Origin of the sequence: Acidovorax sp. Root70 (genome assembly GCF_001428225.1) — a bacterium.
GTDB lineage: Bacteria > Pseudomonadota > Gammaproteobacteria > Burkholderiales > Burkholderiaceae_C > Acidovorax.
In genome coordinates this window covers 1-15757 of record NZ_LMHQ01000007.1, presented here as the reverse complement: position 1 = coordinate 15757, position 15757 = coordinate 1, and the positions used below count along the sequence as shown (strand labels likewise).

The window sequence follows — 15757 nt, the reverse complement described above, 5'->3', positions numbered from 1 at the left end:
CGCAGGGCAGGGACACAGCAACAAGGAATCACGGCAGCCGAATGCTCTGCTGGAAGTGGAAGAAGTTGCCAGGGTCGTAGGCCGCTTTGACCCGCTGCAGCTGCGGGTAGGCGGGGCCCCAGTAGGCCGAGGCAAAGTCCGCCAGCCGCGCATCCGGGTAGTTCTGGTACACATGGCCGTTCAGGAACGGGCGAACGAGCTGCATGAAGCCGTCGAGCCAGGCCTCCATCTGGGCGCGCTCCCCAGGGTTGCGCCAGAACACATCCACCACCAGGTCTGCGTCCACATTGCGATGGACGAAGGCACTGTCGTCCACCGGGTAGCGGTTGATGGCGCCGCCATAGGGCTCCAGATAGGCCAGCGACCAGGGGTTGGGCGAGGTCTTGAAGTAGTCGATGATGCGCTGCCAGTCGGCGGGCGACAGCCGGGTGTTGATGTAGCCGCTGGCCTTGGTTTCGGCGATGCCGTCCGGCAGGTTGTCGGGCAGGGTGTAGGGGTGGTCTTCCAGCCACACGTTCATGTCGGGGTAGGTGCCGGTCTTGTCCACCAGCAGTTGCGCGCTGGGGATGGCCATCAGCGGTTCAATGGCTGCCAGCCCGTCCTCGCGGCTGCCACAGAACATGCCCTGCACCATGTACACCGGCACACCGTTCTGGAAGCCCAGGTTCATCATGTAGCCCAAGGCGTCGGGCGCACCGGTCTTCATGTAGCCCGCCTGCATCAGCGTGAGCACCTGGGCTGCGTGGGTGGCATCCCAGCTGATGGCCCAGGCCCAGACCTGGTCCAGCCGCTGCATACGGTAGGTCACCTGCAGCACCACGCCAAAGTTACCGCCCGTGCCTCCGCGCAGGGCCCAGTAGAGGTCGGGATGCTCCTGCGCGCTTGCGGTGATGATGGTGCCGTTGGCCAGCGCCACACGGAAGGAATCGACCAGGTCGCTCTGGATGCCGAAAGCGCGCGAGGTGTAGCCGTAACCACCGCCTTGTACAAAGCCCCCCACGCACACGCTGCCACAGGCGCCCGTGGGTACGTGCCAGCCTGTGTGGTTCATGGCGCCATTGAAGTGGTCGAAGTCGGTGCCAGGCAGCACATGCACGCGCTCTCGCGCAGGGTCCAGCACCACGCCTTGCAGGTCGCTCAGGTCCACCACCATGCCGCTGTTGACCGAGTAGCCGGCCGTGCTGTGGCCGCCGCAGCGCACGGCCACCCACACGCCGTAGGTGCGGGCCACGGCCAGGCACTCCAGGACATCGTTCTCGCAGGCGCAAAAGACGATGATCTCCGGATACGACTGGAACGCCGGGTTCGACTCCTGCCGCGCTGCGTTGTAGTCGGGGCTGGAGGGCAGCACGATGCGCCCTACGATCCGCGCCTCCAGCGCAGCCACCGCCTCCCACGTGAGCACCGGTGCACTGGCCTGCGCGGCGTTCAACGCCGGCTGTTTTGCTGCCAAAGATAAAAAGTGTGCGACGCGTGCGTCTTTGGCGAGGCGGGCCGAACTTTTGCGATGGGCCATGGCGAGCGATCCTTCAGGAAGTTGCGAAGCCCCGGGTGTACCGGAGCTGGATCGCTTTGACCAGAGGGAAATGGCAGGCGTGTCTTTCAGGCCGCCGCTGCGCCGCTACCTCAGGATCGTGGAAACGATCTCAGGACGAGGACAGCGCGAGGTCGCCGGTGTTGCGCCGCAAGCAGAACTTGCCGCCCTGCTTGCCGCTGTACATGGCGGCATCGGCCAGCTTGAGCAGGCCGATGGCGTCGGTGCTGTCGTGCGGGGCGATGGCATAGCCAATGGTCAGCCCGATCTCTACCTGCACGTTGTTCAGCGAAAACGGCGAGCGGAACGCATCCAGCAGCTTGTGCCCCAGCTCTTGCGCCTGTTGCATGCTCTGCAGCTGCCCGGCCATCACCACGAACTCGTCGCCGCCCAGGCGCGCCACCAGGTCGCTCTGGCGCACATGGCCTTGCAGGCGCCGGGTCACGGCCACCAGCAGCTCATCACCCACGTCGTGGCCGTGCCGGTCGTTGACGGGCTTGAACCCGTCCAGGTCCATCACATACACCGCCAGCATTTTTTCTGTGCTGCAGCGCGACAGCGCAGAAGCCAGCGAGATGTTGAGCCCACGCCGGTTGGGCAGGCCGGTGAGTGGATCGGTGTGGGCCAGCGAGCGCATCACGTCGCGCTCGCGGTTGGCGTCCAGCGCCTCCAGGCGCAGGGCCTTGGTGCGCAAGCCGAGCACGCGCATGAAGAGCAGCATGTCGAGCGTGGCGCCAAACTGGAAGGAGTGCAGGGTCCAGAAGTTCACCGGCACCCAGCCCCGGATCACACCGATGACCGTGGCAGTCGCCAGAAAGTACAGCAGCCAGGCGAGCAGCAAGGTGGAGCCGACCGGGTCCCCCAGCCTTGCGCGGCGTACTGCCCCCGGAATCCCCAAGAGCGCGGGCACCAGCCCCAGGATGCTGACGATGCCTGCCACTGCGCGGGTGCTGAGCAGGTCCAGTGCATACAGCGCGGCCAGCACCACGCACAGCACTGCGCCCCCACGCATGCTGCGCAGCAGCCAGTTGCGGGGGCGGTCTCCCGCCAGGGCCTGGCTGATGAAGAGAAAGGAGCCGCAGGTGGCCGTGAGCGCGGCCAGGCTGGCCGCATGCAGCTCCACCCAGGGCATGTCGCGCCACAGGTACTGCGTGCCCAGGCCAAACAGGTGCAGTGAAAACAGCAGGCTACCCGCAATGAGAAGTGCGTACTGGATGAACAGCACGTCGCGCAGGTTGATCCATTGCGCCAGGCTGTAGATCAGCAGGCACAACGCCAGCCCGGTGAGGATGCCTTGCAGCATCTGCTCGTTCAGTGACTTGCTGTGCCAGGCGGTGGGCTTGTTCAGGGTGATGGGCAGTACCATTGCGCCCCGGGTCTCCACACGCAGCAGCAGGTCGTAGGCGTGTCCGGGCAACATGGCCAGCGGCAGGGCGTGGGTGCGGCTGCGCAGCGGGCGCTGGGTGTAAGGCTGCAGGCTGCCCAGCGTGGTTTGCAAGGTCACATGACCGTCCGAGATGAGGTACACCTCGATGCGTTGCAGCACGGGGTAGTCGATGTCCAGCACCCAGAGACCGTTGGACGTGGCGTGCACCGCGAGCGGAATGCGCACCCAGACTGGCTCTGCCCGCACGCCCAGGGTGCCGCTGGTGCCGGGAGGCGCCTCAAAGCGTGCCGCCGCGGCCAGCGCGTCGTCCACCAGCAGGGTGCCTGATGGATCCGGCAGCACGGTGACTGCGGGCCAGGCCTCGATCGAGGGCCAGTCATCCCGCAGGTCCAGCGGCGCTGCGCTGGCAAGGGAGGCCAGGGCACTCACCAGCCAGAGCACCGCCAGCAGCAGGCCAGCGGTGTACCCCCGGCGGTTGGCAACGACCGGGGAGTGCATGGAGCCACGGGAGCGCGCGTGGATCATGATGTCAGCGCCAGTTCGCCTGGGTTGCGGCGGAGGCAGTGTTTGCCGCCTTCCTTGCCGGCGTACATGGCAGCGTCCGCGAGCCGGACCAGGTGCTGCGCGTCGCCACTGTCCAGCGGTGCCAGCGCGTAGCCAATGGTCAGCCCGACCTGGATCGACCGCTGGCTCAGCCGGAAAGGCTTTTCAAACGCGTGCAGCAGGGCCCGCCCCAGCTCCTGGGCTTGTTCGGGGGTGGCCAGATCACGCGCCATGACGATGAACTCATCCCCTCCCAGTCGTGCCGCCAGGTCGGTGTGCTGCCGCACATTGGCCTGCAGCCTTTGGCCCACGGCCACCAGCAGGTCGTCCCCTACATCGTGGCCATAGGTGTCGTTGACCGGCTTGAACCCGTCGAGGTCCATGAGGTAGAGGGCCACCAGGTGTTGGGGGTTGGCCTGCGCCAGCGCCGTCTGCAGGGCCATCTGCATGCCACGCCGGTTGCACAGTCCGGTGAGCGAGTCGGTGTAGGCCAGCGAGCGCATGGTGTCGCGCTCGCGCAGCGCTTCAGAGGCCGCATGGCGCAAGGCTGCGGAGCGTTGCCCGAGCACCCGCAGGAACAGCAGCATGTCTGCCGCAGCGCCGAGCTGGAAGGAGTGCAGCGTCCAGAAGTTGACCGGCAGCAGGCCTTGCACCAGGCACACCATGGCCACAGCCGCCGTGAAGTACGCCACCCAGGCCGCCAGCAGCGTGGTGCTGACCGAGTCCCCCTGGCGTGCCCGTGCCACGGCAATGGGCAGGCTGATGAGCGAGGGCAGGGGGCCCAGGATGCTGATGATGGCGGTGGTGGTCCGGGTGTTGATGAGGCCCAGCAGGAAGGCTGCCAGCAGTACCAGACTCAGTACTGCGCCCGCCTGCATCACTCGCTGGAAGCGGCTGTGCGGCAGGTGACCCATCAACGCGTGGCCCATGAAGAGGAACGAGCCTGCAATGGCCAGCAGCCCGGCCGCCCCCGCTGCGTGGACTTCGATCCAGAGTCGGTCGCTCCAGAGAAACTGGGTGCCGACGCCAAAGAACTGCAGAGAGAACCCCGCACTGCCCACCACCAGCATGCAGTAGTAGAGGAACAGCTTTTCGCGCTGGCTCACCCATTGGGTGAAGCTGTAGACCACCAGGCACAGGGCCAGCCCGGCCAGCACGCCCTGGAACATCTGCTCGCGCAGCGAGCGGTGCACCAAGTAGGGCGCCTTGCTCAGGGTGATGGGCAGGATCATCGCGCCCGAGGTCTGCACCCGGATCAGCAATTCATAGGGCGTATCCGCCGCCAGATCCAGTGTCATCGCCGGTGTGCGGCCCCGCAATGGGCGCTCGGAGTAGGGCCGCAGGTTGCCCAGTGCGGCGTGCTGCACCACCCGGCCGCCGGTGGCCAGGTAAACATCCACCTCGTTGAGCACCGCAAAGTCGATGTTGACGATCCACTCGTTGCCTGATGGCACCCGGGACATCAGGGGCAGGCGCAGCCAGACGGCCTCCTTGCGCACGCCCAGGCTCCCGCCGCGGCTGGGGGGCTCGGCAAAATCCTGCAAGTGCCCCAGTACGTCCTGCACGCCCCATTGCAAAGAGGAGTCGGTCAGCAGCGTGGCTGTCGACCAGACGTTCACCGGGCGGGCGTCGTCCGGCAGCATCAGGGGCTGCGGGGCAGTCGCCCGCGCCGCGGGCATGGCCAGCACCAGCATCAGCCCCAGGGCCAGTAACCAGAGCGCCCAGCGCCCCACCGTGCGCAGGGGGAAGGCCTGCACGCGTGGTGCAAACGCTTGCTGGGGAGGGCGATGGCGCATGGCGTGGACTGCCCGGACGACGCGGGCCCAGGGTAGTACGCACGCGGGGTGCACGCACACGGGGTGCAAGGGGCGCGGGGAGTGGCGGTGCATCGTTGTCACGCGAGCGCCGGCGTGGTGGTGATGCGACGCACCGAGTGCTTGCCGCCTTGTTTGCCCGCGTACATCGCGGCGTCTGCGTGCCGCAGCAGACCCTGCGGATCGTCACTGTCGATGGGGGCCAGTGCGTACCCGATGGTCAGGCCCACCTGGATGCGCAGATGGCTCAGTGTGAAGGGATGCTCGAACGCCCGAAGGAGCGAGCGGCCCAGGTCCTCGGCCTGCTCGGGCGTGGCCAGGTCGCGGGCCATGATGATGAATTCATCGCCGCCGAGCCGGGCGACCAGGTCGGTCTGGTGTCGCACATTGGCCTGCAGGCGGTGGCCCACCGCCACCAGCAGGTCATCGCCCACATCGTGGCCGTGCGCGTCATTGACAGGCTTGAATCCGTCCAGATCCATGAGGTACACGGCCACCAGCCGCTGCGGCGAACAGTGGGCCAGCGCCGCATGCAGCGCATGCTGCAGGCCACGCCGGTTGCTCAGGCCCGTGAGCGGATCGGTATGGGCCAGCGAGTGCATCAGGTCGCGCTCGCGCATGGCCTCCTGGGCTTGCGCCTTCACGGCCCGGGCGCGCAGGCCCATCACACGAAAGAACAGCAGCATGTCTGCCGTGGCGCCAAGCTGGAACGAGTGCAGCGTCCAGAAGTTGGCCGGCACCCAGCCCTGCACCAGGCACACCATCACGCCCGCGGCCACGCCGTAGGCAATCCAGGCCACCAGCAGGGTCGCGCCAATGGGGTCCTTTTGCCGCACCCGGGTGAGGGCCGCTGGCAGGCTGAAGAGGGATGGCAGCGGGGCCGCCAGGCTCAGGAAGGCAATGGCGATGGGTACGCTCAACCAGCCGATCACGACGGCGGCGCAGACCCCTGCCGTGATTGCGGCACCCACGCGCATGGTGCGTGCATACCGGCTGCCCGGCGCGTTGCCCGCCAGGGTGTTGCCTAGGAAGAGGAACGAGCCGGCGAGCGCTATCAACCCTGCCGCCGGGCCCGAATGCCGGTCCATCCACGGATTGCCTGGCCACAGGTACTGCGGGCCGATGCCGAAAAACTGCAGCGAGAAGCCTGCACTGCCGAGCACGACCAGCGCATAAAAGCCGAACATGGGGTCGCGCTGCGTCACCCACTGGATCAGGCTGTACGCCAGCAGGCAGAACGCCAGCCCGTTGAGCAAGCCCTGCAGCATCTGCTCGCCTAGGGCCTGGCGCATGTGATGCGGCATTTCGCTGACCGTGATGGGCAGGATCAGCGGCCCGGTGGCCTGCACCCGTATCAGCAGGTCGTAAGGCTGCCCGGCCCGCAGGTCGAACACCATCGCGGGCGTGCGGCTGGATTGCTGCGTCTGCTCGGACGGGCTGGTGCGGATTTGCTGCAGCACCTTGCCGCCGCTGGCCAGGTACATCTCGGCCCTCAGCGAGCTGTAGCCGATATTGACCACCCACGGAGTGCGCGGCGTCTCGGGCGCGATAAGGGGAATGTGCAGCCAGATCGCTGCCTTGTGCAGCCCCAGCGAATTGCCGCGCCGGGTGGGCGCCTCGAACTCGTCCAAGCGGCCCAGCATGTCCTGCACCGTGAGCTCGGCGGTGGGGTCCGCCTTGAGCGTGATGGTCCCCCAGGCGTCCACTTGCGGTGTGTCTTGCGTGAGCACCAGGGGCTCGGCCGCGTGTACACCCCAAGGCAGGGCCAGGAGCGCCAGAAGACACAGCACAAAGCCTGCCACGCCGCAACGCGCGCGCCTGAGACGGGCCAGCATCGGGAGGTTGCGCAGCGGTGGGTGCATCGGCGTGCGGGCAACGGCTAGGTGGCTTGCTGCGCTGTGCCCGACGGGGCAACCTGGCCAGGCTGTGTGGGCTGCGCCTTTGCGGCCAGGCCCAGGCTCCAGCTGCCAGAAGTGGTCAGCCGGTCCTCGATGCGGTTGAGCCAGCGGGGGGCATGGGGGTCGTCGCTCCAGCTGTGCACCACGGTGTCCACCTGGTTGAGCAGCTCGGTGGGCAGTTGCAGCGGGCGCGTCTGGCTCATCAGTACCCGACTCATGAAGTGGTAGCCCAGCGCCCGCGTGAGCATGCGCACGATCGAAAAACGCGGCAGCAGCAGCCCCACCACGGTGTCGATGGCACGCGCCAGCAGCAGCACGCCCCAGAACAGCAGGGCCGACAGCCAGGGCACTGGCTGGTTCAGCCCCAGGTCCTCCGCAGTCGCGCGGCCGCACAGGTAGCGGGTCATGAGCTGCGGGAAGGGCTTGACGATGCGCCACGGCAATGCCTTCGCCATGGTCTGCATCAGCGCCTGGCCCAGTGCAGGGCGCGGATCGGGTGTCACCGGCTCGGCGCGGCCGCGGGCCTGCATCAGCGCCATCAGTGCATCGCCCTGCGGCATGGTCTCCACCATCAGGGCGCGGTCAATGCCCAGGATGTGGCCCACCACGTTCCAGGCATGCAGGTAGGCCTCTTCGTCGCCGGGAGGCAGCCCGAGGCCCAGGCGGCGCAGGCTGCGCAGGAACACGTAGCCAAAGGTCAGCAGCGTGTAGGCCAGCTCCTCCTGGTTGCAAGGCAGGCCTTTGGCGGCGAGGTTCCAGCCGCGTGCGTACAGTGTCTGGTACATCACCGACCGGCCGCCGCCCATGGGGGCCGCGCGCGGTGCCACCAGGCCGTCTCCGCCCGCCTGCCATTGCGCCATGGCGTGTTCGGGGCTGCCATGCAGGATGAGGTTGCGCACGGTGGCGTGGATCAGCCGTACCTTGAGCACCTGCGCTACGCCCGCGCCCCGTGAACTGAGACCTCCGTGCAGCATCACCGGGAAGATCATGGCCGCCGTGGACCGGATGCGGTACTCGGTGTTCTGCTCCAGTTGGCCGGTGGTGTGCAGCACGCTCGACAGGTCCGGCACCACATAGCACTCGGGCAGGCTGGCACAGAACAGCAGAATGCACGACAGCGCTCCGTGGTCCATGAAGAGCTTTTCGGCACGCTCTATCTTGCGGGCATCGGCCCAAGCCGGCAGCACCTGGGCGGTTTGCACATAGTGGTTCAGTGCCTCGGCCATCTCAGCGGTGACATACCCCTTGGCGGCCTGGTCGCCTTCGCCCACTTGCACCGGGCCTTCGGTTGCCTGCCAGCTGGCCAGCGTGGCGTTGTCCGTCCACTGGCTGAACAGCAGGTTCACTGTGTTGATGTGCGCCCATTGCGGTGCGTCGGCGGCCACGTCGGTGGCGGGCCAGGGCCCGAGGATCTTGGCAATCGTCTCGTCCGCCAGGGGGTCGGCGTGGTGTTGCATGGGGGCGAGGTCGGCGGTGGGCATGCGGGTGCTGAGGGGTTTGCTGCTCATGCCGCGACCTTACCCGGTGCGCGCCAGCGTTGGAAGCCCGCCAGCGCGCAGAGCAGAGGGATTCCCATGGCGAAGGGTGCGATGGATCGGATTTCCACCGGGTTGCCCAGAATCATCTGGAACACCATGCCAGAGGCATAGATGGCCAGCGGCACCATCGCGTGCCGCCGCAGGAAGGGGCTGGCGGGTTGCGGTGCCAGCTGGCGGACTGACATGCGAAAGCTGAAGAGGATCACAAAGGCCACGAACACCCAGCCAAAAAAGCCCTGTACCGTTTCGCCGAACCAGGCGCCATCGGTCTTGGCCATGATCCAGGCCTTGAGGGTGTACACAAAGTAGGGGTCTGCGCCCAGATCGAACGCGGTCACGATCATGGCGGCCAGAAATGACAGCATGGCGGCATTGCCGAGGCCCGGCGCACCGTCCACCGCGGATTGCCAGACGATGAGGTTGCTGATCACGTAGCCCGCATAGGTCAGCGCAAACCACATCATGGGGATGACCAGTGGCACGTCCAGCAGGCGCGGGCCCAGCACGTCGGTGTAGGTGTAGTGCCCAAAGAACCAGCCCCGGCTGGAGCCCATCTGCTCGGCAAACCAGCCCATGCTGACCGCAATCGCCACAAACTGCAGCGCAGCGCGGGTGCCCAGCAAGTGCGCGGCACTGGCCCAGCAGCAGGCAAACATCAGCACCGAGGCGATGACGATGGCGATGGTCGTGTCGTTGTGGGTGCGTACCGCCGTTGCGATCACAAAGGCGGCCAGCAGGGCAAAGCTGAGCGCGGGTAGGCGCCCGGCCGTCGGGGGCGGTGCAGGCATGTCGGGTGTATCACGCTGTAACAATTTCGCGAGTGTAGGGGATTGGCGCGCGGTATGTGTCCCCTGTTTGCCCTGACACGGGGGCTCCGAACAGCGTTTTTTTGCGTGCTGCCGCCGGGTTTTGGTGGTAGGGCGGTGTGAGGCGAGCCTGCGCGGGGCTGCGCCGTACCCCCTCAGCGCCGGTCGGGTGTGAGCGTGGCCAGGTTGAGCAGCGCCGCCTCGATGGCGGCCGCAGTGGCCACCGGCTGCTCCATGGGAAACAGGTGGCTGCCGTCCAGCATCATGGTGCGGCCCTCGGTGATGCGCAGGGTCATGGCCATGCCGACCTGCTTCATCTCTTCGGAGTCGCGCCCGCCGATGAAGGCGGCGGGGCACTGCAGCGGGTGCTTGCTCAGCAGGCGGCCGAGGTTGTGGGGCAGGGTGTTGTAGATGGCGGTTTCCACCGCGCGGTCAAAGCCCAGCACCCGTTTGCCATCCTGATCCTGGAGCCCGTGGGTGATGTAATCCTGCAACACATCGGGGTGCCAGCGTGCAAAGGCTTTCTTCTTGCGAAAGTGCTCCAGCGCTTCTTCGCTGCTGGCCCAGCTGAAGCGGCGCTGGCGGCTGACGCGGCCCGGCGAGATTGAGCCCACCACCTGGGTGCGCTTGGCCACGCTGACCACGTTGGCCTTCCAGCCACCAATGAGCGGCGAGTCGATCAGCAGCACGCCGCGCACCAGTTCAGGGTGGCGGGCGGCGGCCATCACGCTCAAAAAACCGCCCAGCGAATGCCCCACCAGGAATACCGGTTGGCCCAGGCGCTGCACCTGTACCGTCGCAAAGTCGGCCAGGTGCTGCACCAGGTGCGGCCAGTTGTTGGTGACGGGGTATTGCGGATCGTGGCCATAGCGTTCGACCGCGCTGACTTCAAAACCCCGGCTCTTGAGGTGCTTGAACAGCACACGGTAGGTGCTGGCCGGAAAGCTGTTGGCGTGCGAGAAAACGATGGGGAGCATGGAGGGCATGGCGGAGCGGCGGGGCCGGGGTGCAGGCGCGCACGCGGCCGGGTGCCGTCCGGTGCGCTGACCGAGGGGCTTCAGATCAGCCGGTCGGTGTGGTTGGTGATCTTCTTGAGCGGCTTGCTGCGCGATGGGGTGACCATGATCGGCACCTCGGTGGCGCCGCCGCTCCAGGCGGGGTCTTCGATGCTGTCGAACACCTGGCGCAGCTTCTGGCCCCAGCTGTCGTGCAGCATGCGGAAATACGGGTTGTTCTCGTCGATGCAGATCACCTTGTCGGTGGCAAAGCGGTCTGCCTCGTACACCACCAGATCCAGCGGCAGGCCCACCGACAGGTTGGATTTGAGCGTGCTGTCCATCGACACCAGCGCGCACTTGGCGGCCTCGTCCAGCGGGGTTTCAGGCGTGAGCACGCGGTCGAGCACGGGCTTGCCGTATTTGGATTCGCCCACTTGGAAGTACGGCGTCTCGGACGTCGCTTCGATGAAATTGCCCGCTGAGTACACCTGGAACAGGCGCATGCCTTCGCCCTTGATCTGGCCGCCAAACACCATGGACACATTGAAGTCCACGCCCGAGCGCTTGAGGGCAGCGCCGTCGCGCTCGTGCACGTGGCGCACGGCAGCACCCAGCACGCGGGCGGCGTCAAACATGCTCTTGGCGTTCCAGATGGTGATGGCCTCGCCCGACTCTCCGTCCTTGATCTGCTCGGTCTGCAAGATCTCGCGCACTGACTGCGAGATGGACAGGTTGCCCGCCGACAGCAGCACCATGAAGCGGTCGCCCGCCTTCTCATAGACCATCATCTTGCGAAACGAGCTGATCTGGTCCAGGCCGGCGTTGGTGCGGGAATCGGACAGGAAGACGAGTCCGGCGTTGAGTTTGATGGCGACGCAGTACGTCATGGAGCAATGGGGTGTATTGGAGGGAGGAAAGCGGCGAGTTTAGTCGCCTGCAGCCCTGGCGGCCTGTGCCCCCATCTGGCAGCCAGGGGCAGCCGTGGGGCGTGGTGATGCAAAAATGATAGCAATGAGTGCATGTAGCACTAGCGCTTGCTGCCCCTGGGGCTCAAAAATGGCCCGGTGGTATGCCCAGAGCCTGTTCCGCGATCGCCCCGAGGCCCTGCGCCGCGTCGCTTCAGCCCACCATCTTCTTGAGCTGGTACAGCGCATCCAGCGCCTCGCGCGGGCTCAGGGCATCGGGGTTGATGCCGGCCAGGGCGGCTTCGACCGGGCTGGCGCCTGCGCTTTCGGGCACCTCGGGGGCGGCAAACAGGTCCACTTGCAATTCGTCCTCGCCCGCGCGCTCCTCCAGCGCTGCCAGCGCGTGCCGCGCGTGGTGCAGCACGGGCGAGGGCATGCCCGCCAGCTTGGCCACCTGGATGCCGTAGCTGCGGCTGGCCGGGCCGGGCTGGATCTCGTGCAAAAAGACGATGTCGGCGCCGCTCTCGGTGGCGCTCACATGCATGTTGATCGCGTGGCGCGCCTTGGCGGGCAGCTCGGTCAGCTCGAAGTAGTGCGTGGCAAACAGCGTGAAGGCGCGGGTCTTGTCGTGCAGATGCGTGGCAATGCCGCTGGCCAGTGCCAAGCCGTCGAACGTGCTGGTGCCTCGGCCGATCTCGTCCATCAGCACCAGGCTGTGGGGCGTGGCGGCGTGCAATATCTGCGCGGCCTCGGTCATCTCCAGCATGAAGGTGGACTGCGCGTTGGCCAGGTCGTCGGCCGCGCCGATGCGGGTGTGGATGGCGTCGATAGGCCCCAGGCGGCAGCTCGTGGCGGGCACATGGCTGCCCATGCTGGCCAGCAGCACGATCAGAGCCACCTGCCGCATGTAGGTCGATTTACCGCCCATGTTGGGGCCGGTGATGACCTGCATGCGCGTGTTGGCGTTCATTCGCGTGTGGTTGGCGATGAAGCTGCCGCTCGACGTTTCGGCCAAGCGCGCTTCCACCACCGGGTGGCGGCCGCCCTCGATCTCGATGCAGGGCTCGGGCACGAACTGGGGCGCACACCAGTTCAGGGTGAGCGAGCGCTCGGCCAGCGTGCACAGCACATCCAGTGTGGCCAGCGCCTGCGCCAGACGGGTCAGCTGCGGAATGTGGGGCTGCAGCTGGTCGAGGATCTGCTCGTACAGCCACTTCTCGCGCGCCAGCGCACGCTCGTTGGCCGACAGGGCCTTGTCCTCGAACGCCTTGAGTTCGGGCGTGATGAAGCGCTCGGCATTCTTGAGCGTCTGGCGGCGGCGGTAGTCGTCGGGCACCCGGTCCAGGTGGCTGCCGGTCACTTCAATATAGAAGCCGTGCACCTTGTTGAACTGCACACGCAGGTTGGGGATGCCGGTGCGCGCCTTTTCGCGCGTCTCCAGGTCGAGCAAAAAGGCGTCGCAGTTGGTCTGGATGGCACGCAGCTCGTCCAGCTCGGTGTCAAAGCCGTTGGCAATCACGCCGCCGTCGCGCACCAGGGCGGCAGGCTCTTCGGCAATCGCGGCCTGCAGCAGGGCCATGCAACCCTCGGGCGGCTGCAGGTGGCTGAAAATCTGAATCAAATAGGCTTCTGGTGCTTTTCCATTCAGCGCGAGCAGCTCTGATTTTTGTAGCGTCTTGCCCAGGGCAACCAGCTCGCGCGGGCGCACCTGTCGCAGCGCGATGCGCGCAGTGATGCGCTCCACGTCGCTCACGCCCTTGAGTTCACCCCTTAGCGTGGACCAGGGGCCCGCGCCGCCGCCAGCGCCCCCGGCACCTCTGAGGGCGGTAGTGGCCGAGAGGCGCTGGCGCGCCTCGGCGCGGTCGCGCTGGGGCTCCAGCAGCCAGGTCTTGAGCAGGCGGCTGCCCATGCCGGTCATGCAGGTGTCCAGCAGTGAGAACAGCGTGGGCGCATCGTCGCCGCGCAAGGTCTTCACCAGCTCCAGGTTGCGGCGCGTGGTGGCGGGCAGGTCGATGAGGTCGTCGCCCCGCTGCACCTGCACGCTGTGCACGTGCGTGAGCGTGCGGCCTTGTGTGTGCTCGGCGTACTGCAGCAGCCCGGCGGCGGCGGCATGGGCCTCGCCCAGGTCTTGCGCGCCCCAGGCCTGCAGGCTGGCAGCGCCCAGGTTTTCGAGCAGCTTGCGCTCGCCCAGGGCGCTGTCAAACTGCCAGTCGGGCCGCAGGCTCATGGGGCAGGTGAAGGCGCCGCCCTGGCGCAGCACCTGCAGTTGTTGCTCAAAGCGCTCGGTCACGCCCGCGCTGTAGATCAGCTCGCTGGGCGCCACGCGCGCCAGCCAGGCGCCCAGTTCGTCCAGAGCGCACTCGGCCAGGTACACGCGGCCCTGCGTCACGCTCAGCCAGGCCAGCCCGCAACGCGCGCGCGGCGCCTGGTGCACGGCCATCAGCAGCGATTCGGATTTTTCGGACAGCAGCTCGGTGTCGGTCAGCGTGCCGGGCGTGACCACGCGCACCACCTTGCGTTCCACCGGGCCTTTGCTGGCGCCCACCTCGCCCACCTGCTCGGCAATGGCCACCGACTCGCCCATCTTGATGAGGCGGGCCAGGTAGTTCTCCAGCGCGTGGAAGGGCACGCCCGCCATCATCACCGGCTGCCCACCCGACTGGCCGCGCTGCGTGAGCGTGATGTCCAGCAGGCGCGCCGCCTTCTCAGCGTCTTGCCAGAAGACCTCGTAGAAGTCGCCCATGCGGTAGAACAACAGCGTCTCTGGGTACCCGGCCTTGAGGGCCAGGTACTGCTGCATCATGGGGGTGTGGTGTTCGAGCGTGTCCGACATGCAGGGGGTGGCAGGAATGAGGCGTGGACTGTAGCAGTTCGATCATCGGGTTTCCCCCTGGGCAATTCCACTGCGTTCTGCCAAGATGTTACGTTTTGACATACTCTTGGCTGTATGCTGGCAGCTTGACCCGGAACGGAGTCTCCCTCCGTTGAGCGTTGGTGTTTCAACCCCAGGATTCAGAGGCTTCAGAGCGACCGTGATTTCGTCCGAACTGCTGACCGACCTCCTCGCCCCGTCCGGGGAAGGCCTCATCGAGCCCATGGCGCAGGCGCGCCTGCAGGCGCTGGTGGATGCGGTGCCAGTGGCGCTCATGGAGTTTCGCCTGCAGGACGGCCGCCTGCTGCTGCTGGCGGCCAACGCGGCGGCTCGGCGCATGCCCGGGCTGGGTGCGGTGCGGCACCCGGGCGTGGACGCCTGCGAGGTGTTTGACCTGCTGGCCGACACACCTTTGATGGACCAGTTGCACGGCGTGGTGCGCGTGGGTGCACCGCTGGAGTGCCGCCAGGTGGTGCGCGAGCCCGGCCGCCTGCTGCTGGCGTGGGACCTGTCGGCCCGCCGTGTGACCAACGACTGCATCGTGGTCACGGTGCGCGATGCCTCCGAGGCCGAGAACTTGCGTGCCGCACTGGCCGCGTCCGAGCGCGCGCTGGAAGACGTGCGGCGCGAGTTTCGCGAGCAGACCGACGTGTTCAACACCATGGAAAGCCTGGCGCGCACCGGCCACTGGCGCCGCATCGAAGACCCAGGTGAGACCGTGCTGCTGTGGTCGCCTGGTCTGTGCAACATCGCAGGCTTCGAGCAGCAGGAATGGGTGGACCCAGAGCGTGCAGTGAGCGGCATCCTGCCTGAGGACCGCCATGTGTTCGACAAAGTCCGCGAACAGGGCTCTGGGCTGGATGTGGAGTACCGGTGGCGCCGGCCCGACGGCGAAGTGCGCTGGATGCGCTCGCGTGTGCAGCGCACCTTGCCGCGCGATGGCGTGCAGGTGGTCATGGGCGTGGTGCAGGATGTGACCGACGAGCACCGCGCGGCCGAGCAGCTGCGGGAACAATTGCTGTTCATCCAGCGCATCGCCAGCCGCATTCCCGGCTTCATCTACGAATACCGACTGCACTCCGATGGCGTCACCAGCGTGCAGTACATCAGTGATGCCGTCCGTGAGTTCATGGGAGTGGAACCCCATGAGGTGACGGCCGACCATGGCGTGCTCTCGCTCCGCGTGATTGCCGAAGACCTGCCGCTGGTGCAGCGCTCGGCCATGATGTCGGTGCGTAAGCTGGTGCCATGGCAGTGCGAGTACCGCGTGCGGATGGACGACGGCAGCGTGCGCTGGCACATGACCAATGCCATTCCCCATCGCGAGGCCGATGGCTCGGTGGTCTCTCATGGTTTCACCATGGACATCACAGACCGCAAGCGAGCAGAACAAGAGATCGAACGCCTGGCCTTCTACGACGCCCTCACCGGCCTGCCCAACCGCCGCCTGCTGCTCGATCGC

At 66.8% G+C, this 15757-nt stretch carries 10 protein-coding genes; 1 reads left to right on the top strand and 9 read right to left on the bottom strand.

Annotated features, from left to right (window positions below; genetic code table 11):
- Window positions 1-28: 28 nt before the first annotated feature.
- The 9 genes from ASD94_RS04785 to mutS all read right to left on the bottom strand — a co-directional run bounded on the left by ASD94_RS04785 (window position 29) and on the right by mutS (window position 14256).
- Window positions 29-1516: an FAD-binding oxidoreductase gene (locus ASD94_RS04785; RefSeq protein ID WP_056639370.1), complete on the bottom strand. Its 1488-nt coding sequence runs from the start codon at window positions 1514-1516 to the stop codon at window positions 29-31.
- 130 nt (window positions 1517-1646) lie between these two features.
- On the bottom strand, window positions 1647-3446 hold the full coding sequence (locus ASD94_RS04780) for a diguanylate cyclase (RefSeq protein ID WP_056639367.1): 1800 nt from the start codon (window positions 3444-3446) through the stop codon (window positions 1647-1649).
- Window positions 3443-5260, bottom strand: a complete 1818-nt coding sequence (locus tag ASD94_RS04775; protein ID WP_082576761.1) for a diguanylate cyclase — start codon at window positions 5258-5260, stop codon at window positions 3443-3445. The genes ASD94_RS04780 and ASD94_RS04775 overlap by 4 nt, the downstream gene beginning before the upstream one ends.
- A 98-nt stretch (window positions 5261-5358) precedes the next feature.
- Window positions 5359-7113 carry a diguanylate cyclase gene (locus tag ASD94_RS23955; protein WP_056639365.1) on the bottom strand — a complete coding sequence of 585 codons (1755 nt, stop codon included), beginning with the start codon at window positions 7111-7113 and terminating at the stop codon, window positions 5359-5361.
- Window positions 7114-7157: 44 nt separating this feature from the next.
- A complete protein-coding gene (locus ASD94_RS04765; RefSeq protein ID WP_056639363.1) occupies window positions 7158-8684 on the bottom strand; it encodes an oxygenase MpaB family protein in 1527 nt (508 codons plus the stop codon).
- Window positions 8681-9502: a carotenoid biosynthesis protein gene (locus ASD94_RS04760; protein ID WP_056639361.1), complete on the bottom strand. Its 822-nt coding sequence runs from the start codon at window positions 9500-9502 to the stop codon at window positions 8681-8683. The genes ASD94_RS04765 and ASD94_RS04760 overlap by 4 nt, the downstream gene beginning before the upstream one ends.
- Before the next feature lie 173 nt (window positions 9503-9675).
- The gene (locus tag ASD94_RS04755; protein WP_056639681.1) at window positions 9676-10497 is read right to left on the bottom strand and encodes an alpha/beta fold hydrolase; all 822 of its coding nucleotides are present in this window, start codon (window positions 10495-10497) and stop codon (window positions 9676-9678) included.
- 80 nt (window positions 10498-10577) lie between these two features.
- On the bottom strand, window positions 10578-11405 hold the full coding sequence (locus tag ASD94_RS04750) for a proteasome-type protease (RefSeq protein WP_056639359.1): 828 nt from the start codon (window positions 11403-11405) through the stop codon (window positions 10578-10580).
- Window positions 11406-11637: 232 nt separating this feature from the next.
- Window positions 11638-14256, bottom strand: a complete 2619-nt coding sequence (gene mutS / locus ASD94_RS04745; RefSeq protein ID WP_056639358.1) for a DNA mismatch repair protein MutS — start codon at window positions 14254-14256, stop codon at window positions 11638-11640.
- A gap of 199 nt (window positions 14257-14455) precedes the next feature.
- Between mutS and ASD94_RS04740 the strand changes: the two genes are divergently transcribed.
- On the top strand, window positions 14456-15757 hold a 1302-nt coding region (locus ASD94_RS04740), incomplete at its 3' end, for a PAS domain-containing protein (RefSeq protein WP_235510571.1).